The organism is Chitinophaga sp. NPDC101104 (assembly GCF_050277495.1).
Classification (GTDB): domain Bacteria; phylum Bacteroidota; class Bacteroidia; order Chitinophagales; family Chitinophagaceae; genus Chitinophaga.
On sequence record NZ_JBNNSF010000001.1, the window covers coordinates 672,278 to 689,593 of the forward strand.

At 57.1% G+C, this 17,316-nt stretch carries 12 protein-coding genes; 9 read left to right on the plus strand and 3 right to left on the minus strand.

The features are described from left to right. The first annotated feature begins 56 nt into the window (after positions 1 to 56). From ACQKLP_RS02905 to ACQKLP_RS02920, 4 genes are all read left to right on the plus strand, one after another. On the plus strand, positions 57 to 644 hold the full coding sequence (locus ACQKLP_RS02905; RefSeq protein ID WP_427319890.1) for an RNA polymerase sigma factor: 588 nt from the start codon (positions 57 to 59) through the stop codon (positions 642 to 644). A gap of 61 nt (positions 645 to 705) precedes the next feature. Then, on the plus strand, positions 706 to 1,593 hold the full coding sequence (locus tag ACQKLP_RS02910; protein ID WP_427319892.1) for a FecR family protein: 888 nt from the start codon (positions 706 to 708) through the stop codon (positions 1,591 to 1,593). Positions 1,594 to 1,713: 120 nt separating this feature from the next. Then, positions 1,714 to 5,226: a SusC/RagA family TonB-linked outer membrane protein gene (locus tag ACQKLP_RS02915; RefSeq protein ID WP_427319894.1), complete on the plus strand. Its 3,513-nt coding sequence runs from the start codon at positions 1,714 to 1,716 to the stop codon at positions 5,224 to 5,226. A gap of 18 nt (positions 5,227 to 5,244) precedes the next feature. Further along, positions 5,245 to 6,777 (plus strand): RagB/SusD family nutrient uptake outer membrane protein, encoded by a 1,533-nt coding sequence (locus ACQKLP_RS02920; RefSeq protein WP_427319896.1) that lies wholly within the window; start codon positions 5,245 to 5,247, stop codon positions 6,775 to 6,777. Positions 6,778 to 7,110: 333 nt separating this feature from the next. Here the strand turns inward: ACQKLP_RS02920 and ACQKLP_RS02925 are convergent, their stop codons facing one another. After that, positions 7,111 to 7,464 carry a hypothetical protein gene (locus tag ACQKLP_RS02925; RefSeq protein WP_427319898.1) on the minus strand — a complete coding sequence of 118 codons (354 nt, stop codon included), beginning with the start codon at positions 7,462 to 7,464 and terminating at the stop codon, positions 7,111 to 7,113. A 582-nt stretch (positions 7,465 to 8,046) separates the two neighbouring features. Between ACQKLP_RS02925 and ACQKLP_RS02930 the strand changes: the two genes are divergently transcribed. From ACQKLP_RS02930 to ACQKLP_RS02945, 4 genes are read left to right on the plus strand one after another with little or no spacing between them, the layout of a single operon-like run. Then, positions 8,047 to 10,746, plus strand: a complete 2,700-nt coding sequence (locus tag ACQKLP_RS02930; protein WP_427319900.1) for a DUF1553 domain-containing protein — start codon at positions 8,047 to 8,049, stop codon at positions 10,744 to 10,746. A 5-nt stretch (positions 10,747 to 10,751) separates the two neighbouring features. Next, positions 10,752 to 12,242: a DUF1501 domain-containing protein gene (locus ACQKLP_RS02935; RefSeq protein ID WP_427319902.1), complete on the plus strand. Its 1,491-nt coding sequence runs from the start codon at positions 10,752 to 10,754 to the stop codon at positions 12,240 to 12,242. A gap of 5 nt (positions 12,243 to 12,247) precedes the next feature. After that, positions 12,248 to 13,177 (plus strand): sugar phosphate isomerase/epimerase family protein, encoded by a 930-nt coding sequence (locus ACQKLP_RS02940; protein ID WP_427319904.1) that lies wholly within the window; start codon positions 12,248 to 12,250, stop codon positions 13,175 to 13,177. Then, the gene (locus ACQKLP_RS02945) at positions 13,174 to 14,583 is read left to right on the plus strand and encodes a c-type cytochrome domain-containing protein (RefSeq protein ID WP_427319906.1); all 1,410 of its coding nucleotides are present in this window, start codon (positions 13,174 to 13,176) and stop codon (positions 14,581 to 14,583) included. Before ACQKLP_RS02940 ends, ACQKLP_RS02945 begins: the two co-directional genes overlap by 4 nt. Here ACQKLP_RS02945 and ACQKLP_RS02950 read toward each other — a convergent pair whose 3' ends face one another. Then, positions 14,584 to 15,483 (minus strand): helix-turn-helix domain-containing protein, encoded by a 900-nt coding sequence (locus ACQKLP_RS02950; RefSeq protein WP_427319908.1) that lies wholly within the window; start codon positions 15,481 to 15,483, stop codon positions 14,584 to 14,586. It abuts the gene before it with no gap. Positions 15,484 to 15,519: 36 nt separating this feature from the next. Beyond that, positions 15,520 to 16,479: a YheT family hydrolase gene (locus ACQKLP_RS02955; RefSeq protein WP_427319910.1), complete on the minus strand. Its 960-nt coding sequence runs from the start codon at positions 16,477 to 16,479 to the stop codon at positions 15,520 to 15,522. Positions 16,480 to 16,574: 95 nt separating this feature from the next. Here ACQKLP_RS02955 and ACQKLP_RS02960 point away from each other — a divergent pair, with 95 nt between their 5' ends. Continuing rightward, positions 16,575 to 17,297: a DUF2490 domain-containing protein gene (locus ACQKLP_RS02960; protein WP_427319912.1), complete on the plus strand. Its 723-nt coding sequence runs from the start codon at positions 16,575 to 16,577 to the stop codon at positions 17,295 to 17,297. Positions 17,298 to 17,316 lie beyond the last annotated feature (19 nt).

Consider the following 17,316-nt stretch of genomic DNA (forward strand, 5'->3'; position numbering starts at 1 on the left):
AAATGCTATTTTAGCGAAATTACCATTTCATAAACCGAAAGTATCCAATTTTGCGCATGTCGGATACCTATGACCACGATGAAGAACTGAACTCGCACTGGGACGCCGTTCTGCTCGGCGACGCCGCGGCATATGCGCAGGTGCATGCCCGGCTCTATCCCCTGCTGTTCCGGTATGGACTGGCCATCCTCGGCGACGGGGACCTGGCCGACGACGCCGTGCAGGAAGTTTTTATCCGCATCTGGACCAAAAAGTCCGCCATCGGTCCTACCCGCAACCTACGCGCATTTTTCTTCGCCTCCCTGCGCCGCCATTGCCTCAACCAGCTGCGCAGCCTCAAAACCCTGCAAGTCCTCACCGCTCCCGGCCCCGACATCGAATTTTCTCCGGAAGACATTATTATATCCGAAGAATCTGCCGCCGCCCGCCGCAACGCCATCGCACAGTACCTCAACCAGCTGCCCCGCCGCCAGAAGGAAGCCCTTTACCTGCGTTTCTACGAATCCCTTTCGTACGACGAGATAGCGGCGATCATGAAGGTAAATTACCAGTCGGTCGTGAACCTCGTCCATAAAGCCATTGCCCAACTGCGTAAATGGATGGGCCATTTGCCGCTGTGGTGGCTGCTTTGGCAGGTATTTTAAAAATATTTCCCAAAAAAGGAGTATCCCCGGCGCATTTTCGTGTCTTTCTATAAAACACGTTATGGAAGATCCTTCCTTACCGCAAGGCCCAGATAAAGCCCCGTTCCGGTTCCGCCGGCGGGAGGTGCCCGCATCGCAGGTAAGCCGCAGTTGGGAACGGATCGCTCCCGAGCTGGGAAAAAGACCGCATCGCAAGCCCCGCCGCACGCTTCGCCTCCTGGCGGCCGCAGTGCTCGTGCCGGCCATCGCCTGGGGAGGATATATGCTCTATTGCAACCTGCTATTCGACAACATGCGCGAATATCACACCCAATACGGCGAAATGAAACAGGTGATGCTGCCCGACAGTTCCACCGTTTTCCTCAACGCCAATTCCACCCTCCGCATACCCGCCGAATGGAAAAGCGCCGAAAGCCGCAGCGTGTGGCTCGACGGGGAAGCGTATTTCGAGATCACCAAACATCCCGGCGCCGCCGATGCCCGGTTTATCGTCCATACCCCCGAAATCGACGTGGAAGTGCTCGGTACCAAGTTCAACGTAAATATGCTGGAAGCCCGTACCACCGTATCGCTCAAGGAAGGGAAGGTGCAGCTCACCGCCAAATCCGATATCAGCGAAGGCCCCAAAGTGATCATGATGAAACCCGGAGACGAAGTGCAGGTCGACCACGAAAAATCCCGCCTCCGCGAAGCCGTGAATACCGACCAGATCGCAGACTGGCGCAACCACCGCTATCATTTCGAAAACACATCCATGCAGGAGATCGCCGCTATCATCCGCACCAAATACGGCTATGAAGTAACGCTCAGTCCCGAAGCGGCGAAGCGTACCATCAGCGGCGACCTGTATGCCCGGAATATCGAACAATTGTCTAATGCCCTGGCGCTCACCATGAATCTATCCATCGAGCACGCGAATCATAAGATCAATATTTCAACCAAAGACTAGTTTTTTAAAGATATCAGTAAACGTAACAGCTTCTGCAGAAGTAACGGTTTGCCATGCGCAGGCCGGATGGGAAATTACTGTCAACCAAAATTGTTTCACCCATTTTAAAATTCCAACGATATGCAAGCGAACAATTTGTTGCGGACCACCTTGCTGGCAGCTGCCTTCGCGGCCGGTTCCACCCTGGCGTTTGCCGGCGGGCAGGACCTGGCCGCGAACAGCGGCGCTCCGCATCATATGCGGCCGGGAGGCGATGCTTCCAGGCAGCAGAAAACGCTCGAACAGCTGCTGAAGGAGATCCACAAAACATATAAAGTAGACCTGCTGTACGAATCCCGTAAACTGCCCAAAGTCAAAGTAAATTTCAAACCTTCCGATTTCGACGATGTGGAAGAAATGCTCCAGGCATTGTTGCATCCACATGGTTTGCAGGCGCAGTCTGTCCAGCCCAATACCTGGGCCATCGTGCCCCTGGGCGAGAAATCCCCCCGCCCGAAGATGGAAACGCCCATCCACCCGCAACCTGCCAATTCCGGACCGGCATCACAACCGATCATGCGGGTCAACGGCGCCAGTGCGGCGGGTTTCGCAGGCACCTTGACCGACACCGTGCGCAGGGTGCGCATCCAGGGCAAGATCAGCGACGGGGAAAACGGATCGCCGCTGCCCGGCGTATCCATCCAGGTGAAAGGCGAAACCCGCGGCGCCACCACCGACGGCGATGGGCGCTTTGCCCTGGATGTTACGCCCGGCAATGTGCTCCAGGTTACCCTGCTCGGTTACGAAAGCAAGGAGATCACCGTCGGCAACAGCCGCAATTTCGACCTCACGCTCGATGTGAGCAACCGCGCCCTCAACGAGATCGTGGTAGTGGGGTACGGCTCGCAACGCAAAAGCCTCGTGACCGGCGCTATCTCTTCCATCAAAGCGGCAGACATTGCTACGGTGTCGGCTACACGAGTGGAACAGGCGCTGCAGGGACGGACTTCAGGCGTTACTGTGCTGCCCGTGTCCGGTTCGCCGGGTAGCGGGATGCGGGTCCGCATCCGCGGCACGGGCTCCAACGGTTCCTCCGAACCGCTGTACATCATCGACGGGATGCGCGCCGGCGGCATGGAATACCTCGACCCCTCAGAGATCGCTTCCATCGAAGTGCTGAAAGACGCCGCATCGGCGGCGATTTACGGTGCCGAAGGCGCCAACGGCGTGGTCATCATCACCACCAAAACCGGCAGGAAAGATATGCCGCCCCGTATCGATTTTAGCATGCAATACGGCCGGCAGTCGCTCAAGAACAACATGCCCATGATGAACGCCGAGCAATACAGCCAATACCTCACAGACGCGGAAACGCCCGGCGATATTCCCAACCCGGCCGACTGGAAAGGCAAAAAAGGGACGGACTGGTTCGACGAGATCAGCCAGAACGCGCCCATGCAGCGGTACACCCTCAACTTCAGCGGCGGCAGCGAAAAATCGTCGTACCTCCTCGGCGGCACCATGTACCGGCAGGACGGCCCCATCGGCGGCGCCAAAGCCCGCTTCGACCGCTATACCGTCCGCCTCAACTCCGATCACCAGATCAAGCCCTGGCTGACCATCGGCAACCGGTTGTCTTACGCCTATCATAAAAGGAACGGGGTGACGGAAGATTCCGAATTCGGTTCCGTCATCAACAACTCCATTTTGCTCGACCCGCTGTTTCCGGTGGCGTACGACGGCCAGATTTCGCCGCGTGCGCAACAGGCGCTGGACGAAGGGTACACGCTCGTCAAAGACCCCCGCGGCCGCTACTACGGTGTGTCTGACTACGTGTTCGGCGAAGCCGGCAACCCCGTGGCGCTCATCGATGTTACCCATAACACCACTACGCAGCATAAAGTAGTGGGCAATATTTACGGGGAACTGGCGCCGGTGAAAGGACTGAAAATAACTTCAAGGTTCGGGCTGGATGCGGCTTTCCAGCGCCAGCACGCCTGGACGCCCACTTTCTGGTGGAACGCCAACCGCCTCAACACCACGCCCGGTACTGTCGATAATAACCAGAACTGGTACAACTGGCAATGGGAAAACTTCGCCACTTACAACCGCGCTTTCGGTAAGCACGACCTGACGATCATGGCCGGTATGAGCGCCCTCCGCCGGAATTACGACCGTTTGAACGGCACGGCTTCCGGCATGTTCCGCGAAGATCCGCTGTTCAGTTATCCCGATTATATTCCGGACGGGCAAGACCGCATCGCCGGTATCCAGACGAGCACATCGCTGGTATCTTACTACGGCCGGCTGCAATACGATTACAAAAGCAAATATCTCTTCAACGCTACCGTCCGCCGCGACGGCTCTTCGCTGCTGCCGCCGGCCAATACCTGGGGCACGTTCCCGTCGGTTTCTGCGGGATGGGTGGCATCCAATGAAAACTTCTTCCCGAAAAGCAATGTCCTCAATTACATGAAACTCCGCGCCAGCTGGGGCCAGAACGGCAGCATCGCCAATATCGGCATCGGCGACTGGAACGCGCTCATTACCACACAGGGCATCGCCTATCCGGATGTGGACGGGGTATTTCATGTGGGCGCAGAGCCCGCCGGCCTGGAGAACCCGTTCCTCAAATGGGAAGCCAGCGAACAGCTCGATTTCGGTGCGGACTTCGGATTGCTGGACAGTCGCCTCAGCTTCGTGGTCGACTATTACCGCAAAGTGACGAAGGGGCTGCTCACGCCTGGTAAAGTTCCCAACTTCCTCGGCAACGTGCTCCACATTGTGAATGGCGGCGACGTCAGGAACCGTGGGTGGGAATTTGAAGTCGCCTATCGCAACGACAATAAAAACGCGCTCAAATTCGAGATCGCCGCCAACCTGACCACGATCGACAATGAAGTGCTGCGACTCAACGAATTTACCGACCGCATCCCCGGGACCACCGTGGGCACGGGATGGACGGCTTCCTGGTTCGAAAAGGGCATGCCCATCTGGTACTTCCGCGGCTACAAAACCGACGGCATTTTCCAGACCCAGCGCGAGATCGACGCATGGAAAGCGCAATATGCGACCGACGAAGTGATCCGCCCCGGCGATCCGCGGCCGGTAGACGTAAACGGTGATAAATCGATTTCCGTGGGCGATTATGATTTCATTGGCAGCCCGCACCCCGATTTCGTGTACGGCGGCCGGGTGAGCCTCAATTATAAAGGCATCGATTTCCTGGTGCTCGTGCAGGGGCAATCCGGGAACGACGTGCTGATGGGCTTCAACCGTACCGACCGGCCAACCGGCAACCGCCCGCTTTTTCTGTGGGAAGACCGGTGGACGGCCCAGAACGCCAATGCCCGGTGGTTTGGCGCCAACACCGCCAGCACTTTTGCCTACAACAGCGATTATATGGTGATGGACGGTTCGTATATGCGCATCCGTCAATTGCAAGTGGGGTATACATTCCCGCAGTCGCTCCTGAAACGCGCCCACATCAGCAACGCAAGGATTTATTGCTCGCTCGACAACTATTTCACTTTCACGAAATACAAGGGGCTCGATCCCGAGGCGGGCAGTAACGACAACAATAGCCTGGGTATCGATCGCGGGGTGTATCCCATTCCGCGGGTAGCCATGTTCGGCCTTTCATTCTCCTTTTAACCTGCAAACAATCCAGTCATGAAACCAAATCAAAAACGAAATACGATCATCCTCGGCGCGGCGCTGTTGTTGGGAGCGGGTTGCGGGAAAGGGTTCCTCGAACAGGACATTCCCGGCCGGATGCCGCTGGAGGGATATTATAAAACCGACGCCGACGCCCGAACGGCCACGTTTGCGGCTTACGATATGCTGCAGGCGGAATACAACTGGGGATGGGGAAGCCCGCTGCTGTTGAAAACGCTGCCGTCGGATGAAAGCAATGCAGGCGGGAACGGTCCGGGCGACCAGCCGCATTATCAGGCCTTGGACAATTTCACCCACGACGCGCAGGGCGAGAGCATTTTATGGGTGTGGCGGATGAATTACTTCGGCATTTACCGGGCCAACCAGGTGATCAACCGCGTGGCCGGCACATCGGATATGCAGAAGCGCTATATCGCAGAAAGCAAGGTGTTGCGCGCGTACTATTATTCGGAGCTGACGGCTTTGTGGGGCGATGTGCCGCTGGTGCTCAAAGACCTAGCGCCGGCCGAATACACGCAAACGAAGCGGATCGCCCGGGCCGAAGTGTACGCCCAGATCGAAAAAGACCTGCAGGAAGCGATCCCCGTGCTTTCCGTCAGAAGCGGATTGCCGGCGAGCGAAAGGTTCCGCGTGACGAAGGGGACGGCGCAGTCGTTGCTGGGGAAAGTATATCTCTATCAGAAAAAATGGGCCTTGGCGGCGGAGCAGTTCAATAACGTGATCAATTCCGGCGAATATGACCTGGAGCCTTCCGTGGCGATGGCTTTCTCGCAAAAGGGCGAGTTCGGCATCGAAAGTGTTTTCGAAGTGCCGTTTACCGACCAGAAACGGTATACCTGGGATAACTTTCCGTGGGACCGTTTCCGGGAGATCGAAAGCAACATCCACATCAAGCTCATGGGCCCCCGTGAAGAACATTATACCCGCATGACCGGCGATTCGCTCGACGGTGGATGGGGGTTCAACGTAGGCAAGAAGAAGTTGTACGACGCATTTGTGGCCGCGGGAGACGTGGTGCGGAGGAAGCAGACGATGTTTTCGGTGGCCGAGCTGACAGCCGGCGGCGGGAAATTCGCGGACCCGACGGTGTGGGATTTCGAAGGGTACATCCAGCGGAAATACGGTTCCTTTTCGACCGTTACCACCAATCCCGACGACGGGACGCCCGATTTGAACTATGGTACCAATTCCAGGTTGATCCGGTATGCAGACGTGTTGCTGATGGCGGCGGAGGCGTATTACCGCGTGGGGAACGAGGGGCGTTCGCGGACGGAGCTGAACAAGGTGCGCAAGCGCGCCAAGCTGGCAGATGTAACAGCGACGGGCAATGCGCTGTTCGACGCCATTGTTCGGGAGCGGCAGCTGGAACTGGCTTTCGAGGGGTTCCGGTACCTGGACCTGGTGCGCTGGGGCAGGGCGGAAGCGGAACTGGGGCCTTTGGGATATAAGCCCAATAAACACGAGTTGCTGCCGGTGCCGGATGAAGACGTACGGATCGGGCACCTGGAGCAGAACAAGGGATATTAAGGGAACTCCATCGATTCAATGATATTTTTTTAGATGTAAACAATGGAAAAGGGCTGCCTGTCGAGGTAGCCCTTCTTTATATATAGGTGTTACAGGAAAGGATGGAGTTGGGGTTTGAAGTGGATACTACCTGAATCAGTAATACGATTGATGGGTTTTAACACAGCAGCGTTCAGCCGTAATGTTCAGTTCCGGTGTTCAGCCGTGGGGGCATTGCGGATTTCAACCGATTGATGTAAGGTGCGATATTTTTGGAGTGATACCTTTTCAATTGAAAGGGCTGCTTTTGAGGGCAGCCCTTCAATAGGGGTGTCACAGGGTGAAGATGGTTGGTTATATGTTATGAGCGAGGCTCAGGCGATGTGTAATGTCTGGCTCTTCCATCCGGCTTTGGAGGAGGAGGGATTCGAGTGCTTCCGACCGCAGGATATCGGCGCTGATGGCGAAGGTGTTGGTGGTGAGGGGCTCCAGCATATCGCCTTCGCCTGTCAGTAACCAGCGGATGTTCAGGTCTGCGAAACGGTTGGCGATATCCGCGATGATGTCTACACTCGGTTTGGCACCTTCGGATCGAAACAGCCGCGCGATCTTCTCACAGCTTTTATATTCCAGGATCCGGGTAAACGCGGAGGTGCTCAGCTGCTTGTGCTGAATGAAATTTTTCAGTCTGCTTGCGATAGATTCCATAAGATGTATGAGTTACGAGAAGATAGACAGGGAAAACTGTCTAAAGGGTGAAATTTCAAAGCGAAATATTTTTTTTCTACGCTTCACCCCTGACACCCCGATTTTCACTCTATTTAAATACAACTGCCGTGGTTGGTGGTCGGCACGCCGATTTTTCAGTGTTGCCTGGCCTTACCCCGGTAAGCCGATTTGCCGGCCTTTCAACGTCCATGTCCCCAAGTGCCAAAGACGCGCATTGCGCGCCCCGGCTGCGGGTTACAGGAAACCGAAATACCCGGCCGAGGACAAACAGATAAACGGTCCCGTTGTCCGTATCGGCCTCAAATAAGTCTCATGTCTAATGTATGCATATACCGGAGGGTGAATTCTTTCACCCTTCTTTTTTTGCCGTTTGTCAAACCCGCTTGCTTCCCAATTTCCCTTTTTGTAGATTAGGGGTATTAAATACGCTTAATCTAAAGGATTTTAGCAGGGAGTTGTATGATATTAGCAGGAATCCTGGTGCAGGAAGCAATTCAACGTTATAAATTGCAGCGTCTCGTTACAGTAATTCATCAATAAAATATTTCCACGGCCATTAACATGAAAATGACCATTCGTTCCAGCCGCTGGATTCCCGCCAGCCTGGCCCTCGTCCCCTTTACCGCCCTGTGGCTCGGAGGATGCGGGTCCGGGAAGAAAGTGGATTACAGCACAGAAGTAAAGCCCATCCTTAACAAGCATTGCATCAGCTGCCATGGCGGCGTGAAGCAAAGCGGGGGATTCAGTGTGCTCTTCCGCGAAGAAGCCCTCGGCGTCACCAAAAGCGGCAAGCCCGCCATCGTTCCCGGAGACGCCAGCGCCTCGGAATTCATCCGCCGCCTCCACACCAAAGACCCCAAAGAGCGCATGCCCCTCAAAGCCGCACCGCTCTCCAGCGAAGAGATCGACATCCTCACCCGCTGGGTGGAACAGGGCGCCGAATGGGGCGAGCACTGGGCGTACGTTCCCCCCAAACCGCCCGCCGCCGGCGCCACCATCGATCAGTTCATCAACGATAAACTCGACGACGAAAACCTCGATCCCGCCCCGCAGGCAGACCCGCAAACCCTCCTGCGCAGGCTCTCCCTCGATATCATCGGCCTCCCGCCGTCCGAAGCCCGCACCGCCGCTTTCAGCAAAAACTTCAGCGAAGAGACCTACGCTAATATGGTAGACTCCCTGCTCGCCTCACCGCAGTTCGGAGAAAAATGGGCGTCCATGTGGCTCGACCTCGCCCGGTACGCCGACACCAAAGGCTACGAAAAAGACTCCCGCCGCGATTTCTGGCGGTACCGCGACTGGGTGATCCAGGCGTTCAATAAAGACATGCCGTTCAATGAATTCACCGTTGACCAGCTCGCCGGCGACCTCCTTCCGAACCCCACGCAGGAACAATACATCGCCACGGCCTTCCATCGCAATACCATGAATAACGATGAAGGGGGCACGCAGGACGAGGAATTCCGCACCGCGGCCATCATCGACCGCGTCAACACCACCATGGAAGTATGGCAGGGCACCACCATCGCCTGCGTGCAATGTCATGCCCACCCTTACGATCCGTTCCATTTCGAAGACTATTATAAATTAATGGCCTTCCTTAATAATACCCGCGACGAAGACACTCCGGGCGAATATCCCCGCCTCCGGTTCTACGACAGCCTGCAACGCACGGAAGTAGACGCTGTGTCCAAATGGGTGGCGCAATACGGGAACGCTTCGCAGGTGAAAGACACGGAAGATTTCCTCCGCGCGCTGGAACCGAAAGTGCACGCTCACGACGCCGATCAATTCATCAACGGCGAGCTCGCCGATACCAAATACATCAGCATCCGCAACGGCGGCAGCTGCCGGATGAAAAACGTCCCGCTCAACGAAGCCACCACGCTGCTGCTGCGATACTGGTCGGGCGGAGGGCGCCTGGAGATCCGTTCCGATAGTCTGAAAGGCCCTGTGGTCGCCAATATCGAGCTTCCGAAAGGGAATAGCGTGTTGCCGGTGGCGTTGAAACCGCTCGCAGGCCGCCACGATCTGTTCTTCATCTTCCGCAACCCGGCGATAGACCCCATGCATTCCGTGGCCGGTGTGGAATGGATGGCTTTCCGGCACGATCTGCCCGGCAAAGGGCAGCCCGGATATAAGGAAATGGAAACGAAGTTCATGCAGCTCGTGAACGCCTATCCCGACGGCCTGCCGATCATGGTGGAAAACACGCCCGATCTGTTCCGGCCTACTTACGTATTCGAACGCGGCAACTGGCTTGTGCATGGCCCGCAGGTGCAGCCCGCCACGCCGGGATCGCTCAACCCCTTCCCCGAAGGCGCGCCGCGCAACCGGCTGGGCCTCGCGCAATGGATCACCGATCCGAAGAACCCCCTCACGAGCCGCGTGATGGTCAACCGCCTGTGGGAACAGCTTTTCGGCATCGGGCTCGTGGAAACGCTGGAAGATTTCGGGACGCAGGGCTTTGCCCCATCACATCCCGAGCTCCTCGATTATCTCGCATATCAATTCGTTCATAAACATAAATGGAGCGTGAAATCCATGCTCCGCGAAATCGTGCTTTCCTCCGCCTACCGCCGCGATTCGAAAAGCAGTCCGGAACTGCAGGAGAAAGATCCCGCCAACCGCCTCCTGGCCCGCGGTCCCCGCTTCCGCCTTTCGGCAGAGCAGGTGCGCGACCAGGCGCTGGCCGTGAGCGGGCTCCTCAACCTCACCATGAGCGGCCCCGCGGTAATGCCCTGGCAGCCCGAAGGCGTGTGGATGACGGTTTACAGCGGCGACAGCTGGAAGACTTCCGAAAACGGGAACCAGCACCGCCGCGGCGTGTACACGTTCCTGCGGCGCACCAGCCCTTATCCTTCCGCCATTACGTTCGACGGCAGCAGCCGCGAGGTTTGCCTCCAGCGCCGCATCCGTACCAATACACCCCTGCAGGCATTAACGACGCTCAACGATCCCGTGTTCATGGAAGCGGCACGCACACTGGCGGAACGGATGGGCAAAGACGGCGGCAGCAACGCCAAAGCCTGCATCAAACGGGGATATCAACTGGCGATGAACAAAGACATCACCGACGCCAAAACGGCCGTGCTGGAAAAGCTCTACCGCCAGGCGCTGGAGCAATACCAGAAAGACCCCGCGGCCGCGGATTCCCTGAACATGCGCCAATTCCCCGAGAAAGAAAAAGCACACCTGGCCGCCCTCACCATCGTGGCCAACGCATTATTGAACCTGGACGAGTTCCTGACCAAATCCTGACGATCATGGCAGTAGAAAAAATCATACAAGAAGCCAACGACCGGGCCGCCCGGTTTTTCTCCCGCAGGCACTTCCTGCAAGACTGCGTGACCGGCCTCGGCGGCACCGCCCTCGCTTCGATGCTGGGCGGCTGCAACCTGTTCTCGGGCTCGTCTTCCGCTCCCACGCAAAGCCTCAACCCGCTGGAGCCCCGCGCGCCGCATTTCCCCGCACGGGCCAAAAGCGTCATATACCTGCACATGGCCGGCGCGCCTTCGCAGCTGGAAATGTTCGATTACAAACCGGAACTCGAGAAACTGCATAATCAATTATGCCCGCAATCCATCCTCGAAGGCAAAAAGTTCGCGTTCATCCGCGGCGTGCCGCGCATGCTGGGGCCGCAGGCGGTCTTTAAGCAACATGGCGAAAGCCGCGCATGGGTGTCTGACTTCATGCCGCACCTCGCGGAGCGGGTAGACGATATGAGCTTTCTGAAAGCCGTTCAGACAGACCAGTTCAACCACGGGCCCGCCCAGCTGTTCATGCACACCGGCAGCGCGCGCCTCGGCCGGCCGAGCACCGGTGCCTGGGTAACCTGGGGGCTTGGCTCGGAAAACAGCAACCTGCCGGGATTCGTGGTGCTGACATCGGGCGGCAAAACGCCGGATGCAGGTAAAAGTGTCTGGGGAAGCGGGTTCCTGCCTTCCGTGTACCAGGGCGTGCAATGCCGTTCCAAAGGCGAACCGGTCCTGTACCTGTCTGACCCGGAAGGGATGAACCGCGACCTGCGGTACCAGGGCATCCAGGCCATCAACGAAGTGAACCGGCTGGAATATGAAACCTTCCAGGACCCGGAGATCCTGTCGCGCATTTCGCAGTACGAGCTCGCGTATAAAATGCAGATTTCCGTGCCGGGCGTAATGGATATCAAATCCGAACCGGAATACATTCATGAACTGTACGGCACCGAACCGGGCAAGGAATCGTTCGCGAACAATTGCCTGCTCGCCCGGAAGCTCGTGGAAAAAGGCGTCCGTTTCGTACAGTTGTTCGACTGGGGATGGGATGCCCACGGTACCGACGAAAGCACGGCCGTGAATTTCGGCATGCGCAATAAATGCCGCGAGATCGACAAGCCCATCAGCGCGCTCCTGCTCGATCTGAAGCAGCGCGGCCTCCTCGATGAAACACTCGTGGTTTGGGGCGGCGAGTTCGGCCGCACACCTATGCAGGAAAACCGCGAAGGCAAGGAAATGCCCTACATGGGCCGCGATCATCACGTGGAAGCGTTCACGATGTGGATGGCCGGCGCCGGCATCAAACGCGGCGGCAGCTGGGGAGAAACCGACGAGATCGGGTTCAGCGCCGTGAAAGGACAGGTATCCGTTCACGACATCCACGCTACGATATTGCAACAGCTCGGTTTCGATCACGAAAAAATGACATACCAGTTCCAGGGCAGGCCGTTCCGCCTCACAGACGTATTCGGTAACCCCATCAACGAAATTTTAGGATAACTCAGATGAAGCAGAATATCAACCGGAGGAATTTTCTCCAGCGCACCGCAGCCCTGGGTGGCGGCGCTTTATTGTCGCAACTCCCGGCCGTGGCCGCCATGCCCGCCGCCAAAGCAGGTTTCAAACTGGTAGTGCTGGCTACGGACTGGGGTTTCCCCGGCACCCGCGACGCACTTTGTAAAAAAGCCAGGGAAGCAGGGTACGACGGGATCGAAGTCTGGTGGCCGGGATCGGTGGAAGCGCAGAACGAAATTTTTGACGCGGTGGAAAAGTACGGACTGGAAGTAGGGTTCCTGGCATCGGGCGGCAGCAACGAATTCAACGCCCACGCCAAATCGTTCGAAGCCACACTGCTGGCGGCCACCGGCAACAAACGGAAAAAACCGCTGTACGTGAATTGCCATTCCGGCAGGGATTATTATACGGAAGAACAGAACGGGAAACTGATCGACATCACCACGAAAGTCTCCAAATCCTCCGGCATCCCGATCTACCACGAAACGCACCGCGCCCGTATGATGTTTGCCGCGCACATCTGCCGCCGCTTCATCGAAACCAAACCCGACCTCCGCCTCACCCTCGATATTTCCCACTGGTGCAACGTGCACGAATCGTTCCTGGGCGACCAGGCCGAAACCGTGGCCCTCGCCCTGCAGCGCGTCGGGCATATCCACGCGCGCATCGGCCACCCGGAAGGCCCGCAGGTCAACGATCCCCGCGCGCCGGAATGGGAGCACGCCGTGAAAGCGCATTTCGCGTGGTGGGATGAAGTGGCGAAAATGAAACGCGCCAAAGGCGAAGTGATGACCGTGCTCACGGAATTCGGCCCGGCAGATTACATGCCCACGCTTCCCTACACCCGCCAACCCCTGGCAGACCAGTGGGGCATCAATGTTCATATGAAAGATCTTTTAAAAGCACGTTACGGCGCATGACGATTTTCCTGCAGGCCGGATGGGGACTGTTTATCGGCCGGTTCCATCCCTTACTTGTCCATTTGCCGATCGGTATTCTGATCGTGGCTTTCCTCCTCGAATGGCTGAGCCGTTTCCGGCAACTGGCCGTGCTCGGCGCGGCGGTGCTGCCGACGATGGTATTTGGCGCCATCTCCGCCGTGGCGGCTTGCGTAGCGGGTTATCTGCTGTCGCTGTCCGGCGGGTACGACGAAGCCGCGCTGAACCTCCATATGTGGATGGGCATCGCCGTGGCGGTGATTTCCATCCTGCTGTGCGTGTTCCGTAAATACAACCTGTTCCGTAAATCCTGGCTGCCGGTTTCCGCCGCCATGATCGTGGCGCTGTCTGTAGCCGGGCATTACGGCGGCAACCTCACCCATGGCGAAGACTATCTCACCGCAGCCTGGCCCTTCGGGGGCAAGAAAGCCCCCGCTGCCGCGGCTTTCAAGAATATCGACGACGCCAAGGTATACGAACAGCTTGTTCAGCCCATCCTCGAAACCAAATGCTATTCCTGCCATAACGAACAGAAACTGAAAGGCGGCCTGCGGCTCGATGGCATGGTGAATATCCGCAAGGGTGGCGAAAACGGGCCGGTGCTGAAAGACAGTATCCCTGAAATGAGCGAGCTCTACAAACGCCTCGTCCTGCCCGAGTCTGACGATCACCGGATGCCGCCCAAAGGCAAACCGCAACTCACGCCGCAGGACCTTGAAATCCTTTACTGGTGGATATTACAGGGCGCGCCCGATTCCATCACCGTGAAAGAGTTGCACAAAACTCCGCGCATCCAGCTCGTCTTCGAAGGCATGAAACCCTCCGGCGACGGCCTCCATCCCTACATGCCGCTTACCCAAACCAGCAAACCAGGCGACCAGGCCGTGCAGGCCCTCGTGCAGACCGGCATGAAAGTGATGCCCGTAGCGGCGGATAACGGGTACGTGATGGTAACCGCCATCAACGCGGAAAAATTCGGCAATGCCGACGCGAAACTGCTGGAGCCCATCGGCAAGCAGCTCGTTTGGCTGAACCTGGGCGGCACCGCCACGGGCGACAGTGCCCTGCAGATCATCGCCGGGCTGCCCGTGCTCACGCGGCTGCAGCTGGAGAATACGGGCGTTACCGACCAGGGGCTGCAATATCTTTCCACCGCCAAACAACTCAAATACCTCAATCTCAACAATACCAAGATCACCGACAAAGGCCTGGAGTTCCTGCAAAAACAGGCGGGCCTCCGCGAGTTGTTCCTTTTCGGAACGGGCGTTTCGGCGGCAGGCATCGAAAAGCTGCGCAAAGCCTTGCCAGACCTCAATGTCGATACCGGCGGCTACCGCATGCCCGTATTGGCAACGGATACCACGATCTGGAGAAAGAACCCCGCCTGATCAGGCGGTGCGGAAAGAGCGGGGCGTAACCTGCGTTTTTTTCTTGAAGAAATTATTGAAATGGGCCGGCTCCTGGAACCCAAGACTGTAGCCGATCTCAGACACATTCCAATCGGTGTGCCGCAGGAGTGCCTTCGCTTCCTGCAGCAGCCGTTCGGCGATGTGGTCGGAAGTGGATTTGCCCGTGGCGTCTTTCAACGCCTTGTTGAGATGGTTCACATGAATGCTCAGTTGCGCAGCGAAATCGAACGCCGTGCGCAGGTTCACCTGTTGCCGGGGAGACTCGATGGGGAACTGGCGCTCCAGCAGATCCGAAAATAACGACGATATCCGCGACGCGGCGTTGGTCTGCGATGCAGCAACCTGCGCAGGCTGGAGTTTCATGCCCATGTGGATGAGCTCCATGGTGTAATTGCGCAGCAGGTCGAATTTGAAAGCATAATCGGAATGCAGCTCTTCCACCATTTTCCGGAACAGGTCGATGACGGGCTGCACCTGTGCGTCGGGCAAACAGATGAGCGGGTTACCGCCGGGCCGGAAAAGCGGGAAATCGGTCAGCTTCATGGCGGAATGGCCGTGGAAAAAGGCGTCGTTGAAAATGCAGAAAAAGCCGGCCTGGTCCGGGCCGAGGTGATCGCATTGGTAAGGTACCTGCGGGTTGGCGAAAAACAGGCCGAACCGTTCCACTTCCAGCGTTTTGTCGGCGAAATAATACCGGTTCCGGCCGCTGATGAACGCCACTTTATAGAAATCCTTCCGGCTGTAGGGCAACGGCGTATCCGGGGTCAGATAGTCGGCGGTATTGAAAACGTTGAAATGCCCCACTTCCCGGTTCATCCCTTCCGGAACGGGAATTTGCTTGGCGCGGTAGAATTCTTCGAGCGACTGCAATCTTTCCATACCATAAAACTACTGAATACTTCGGTTCTGCGCGTGTTAACGATGCTGGTCGATGAATTGCCAGGCCCGTTTCTCCGACCAGTAATATTTCTCGGAAAACGTCACGAATCCTACGTGGCCGCCGGTTTGAGGGGTTTCCAGGTGGAAATTCCGGTTGGAGGATGCGGCGCTGAACGGATAGGAGCCTTGCCCGAGGAAGGGATCGTCGAGGGCGTTGATGAGCAGCGTGGGAATGGTGATGCCGGACAGGTAAAAAATGGAGCTGGACAGGCGCCAGTAATGCTCCGCGTTTTTGAAACCATGCAGCGGCGCGGTATAGCGGTCGTCGAACTCGCGGAAGTTGCGGATGGCGGAGAAGCCTTCCAGGGAAATATCGTGGGGGTACGCTTTTGCTTTTTCGGCGAGTTTTTCGCCGAGGGAGCGGATGAAGCGCATGCGGTAAATGCTGTTCTGGCGTTTTTCCAGCTCGGTGGAACTGTCCAGCAAATCTACCGGAACGGAAATGGCCACGGCCGAGCGGATTTGCGGGTGGATGGAGGAGCCGCGCTCGCCGAGGTATTTCAGCGTTACGTTCCCGCCCAGGGAAAACCCGATAAGATGGATGTGGTCGTACTGCGGGGCGATGTGATCGATCACGGTCTGCAGATCACCGGTTTCGCCGCTATGGTAGAAGCGGAGGGCTTTGTTGCATTCGCCGCTGCACCCGCGGAAGTTCATCGACACCGTATCGAACCCGCTTTCGTTGAAAATATGTACCATCCCCGTTACGTATTGCCGGCGGGAATCGCCCTCCAGGCCATGGAGAATGAGCACCACGCTGCGGCTGCCTTTCCGGCTGTAATCGAGGTCGAGGAAATCGTTGTCGGGCGTAGCGATGCGTTCCCGCACATAGTCGGCGGGCGGAATGCGGCGGAAAAGCGTAGGGAACACGGTGAGCACATGCCGGTTGCTCAGCAGGAACGGGGCGGTGTAATCTGTAGAGGTCAATACCGGCATGTTCAGGAAAATTTAATACGGTAAAGGTAGGATTTACTGGACAAACGGCCGTTGCAGGGTTGGTGGCCGGGCGATCAAGTGCTATTTTTGAATATATGATCAGATCACTTTTATTATGTGCGCTCCTCATCCAAAGCGCCTCCGTCGTGGCACAAAGCCAATTCACCGGCTGGTTCGCCAATTTCTCGACCTTCCGCATCCCGGACACGAAGTTCAGCATCCATTTCGACGGGCAGCTCCGAAGTTCCGACGAATGGGAAACGCTGCAAACCTTTATCCTCCGGCCGGGTATCAACTATCATGTCCGAAAGAACATGGTCCTCACCGCCGGTTATGCCCTCGTCGGAAACCGGACGCTGGGCGATTTTTTCGCCGAGCACCGCATCTGGGAGCAGTTCATCGTTAATCACAACGTAGGCGGGTTTATGCCGCTGCAACACCGTTTCCGGGTGGAGCAACGCTTCATCCCCACGGTGCGGGCACATACCGGGGAGCCCGAAAAAGTGGAAACCAATGTTTCCCACCGGGTGCGGTATTTCGTGCGCGGGTTGCTGCCTTTCAGCGGACAGGCCGGTTTCAAAAAAGGGATGTTCGGCGCCCTGCAAAACGAGATTTTCATCAACTTCGCCAACACCCGGTACGCCAACAGTCACGCGTTCGACCAGAACCGGGCTTACGGCGCCATCGGGTACCGCTTCAGCCCGAAATTCGACATGGAAGCCGGGTACCTGCATCATTACACGATGCGTTTCAACGGACAGAGCACCAGTTTTGTCAATAACAACGTGATCCAGGTGGCCACGTATGTGCGGTTATAGTTTACGGACCGGCCCTATA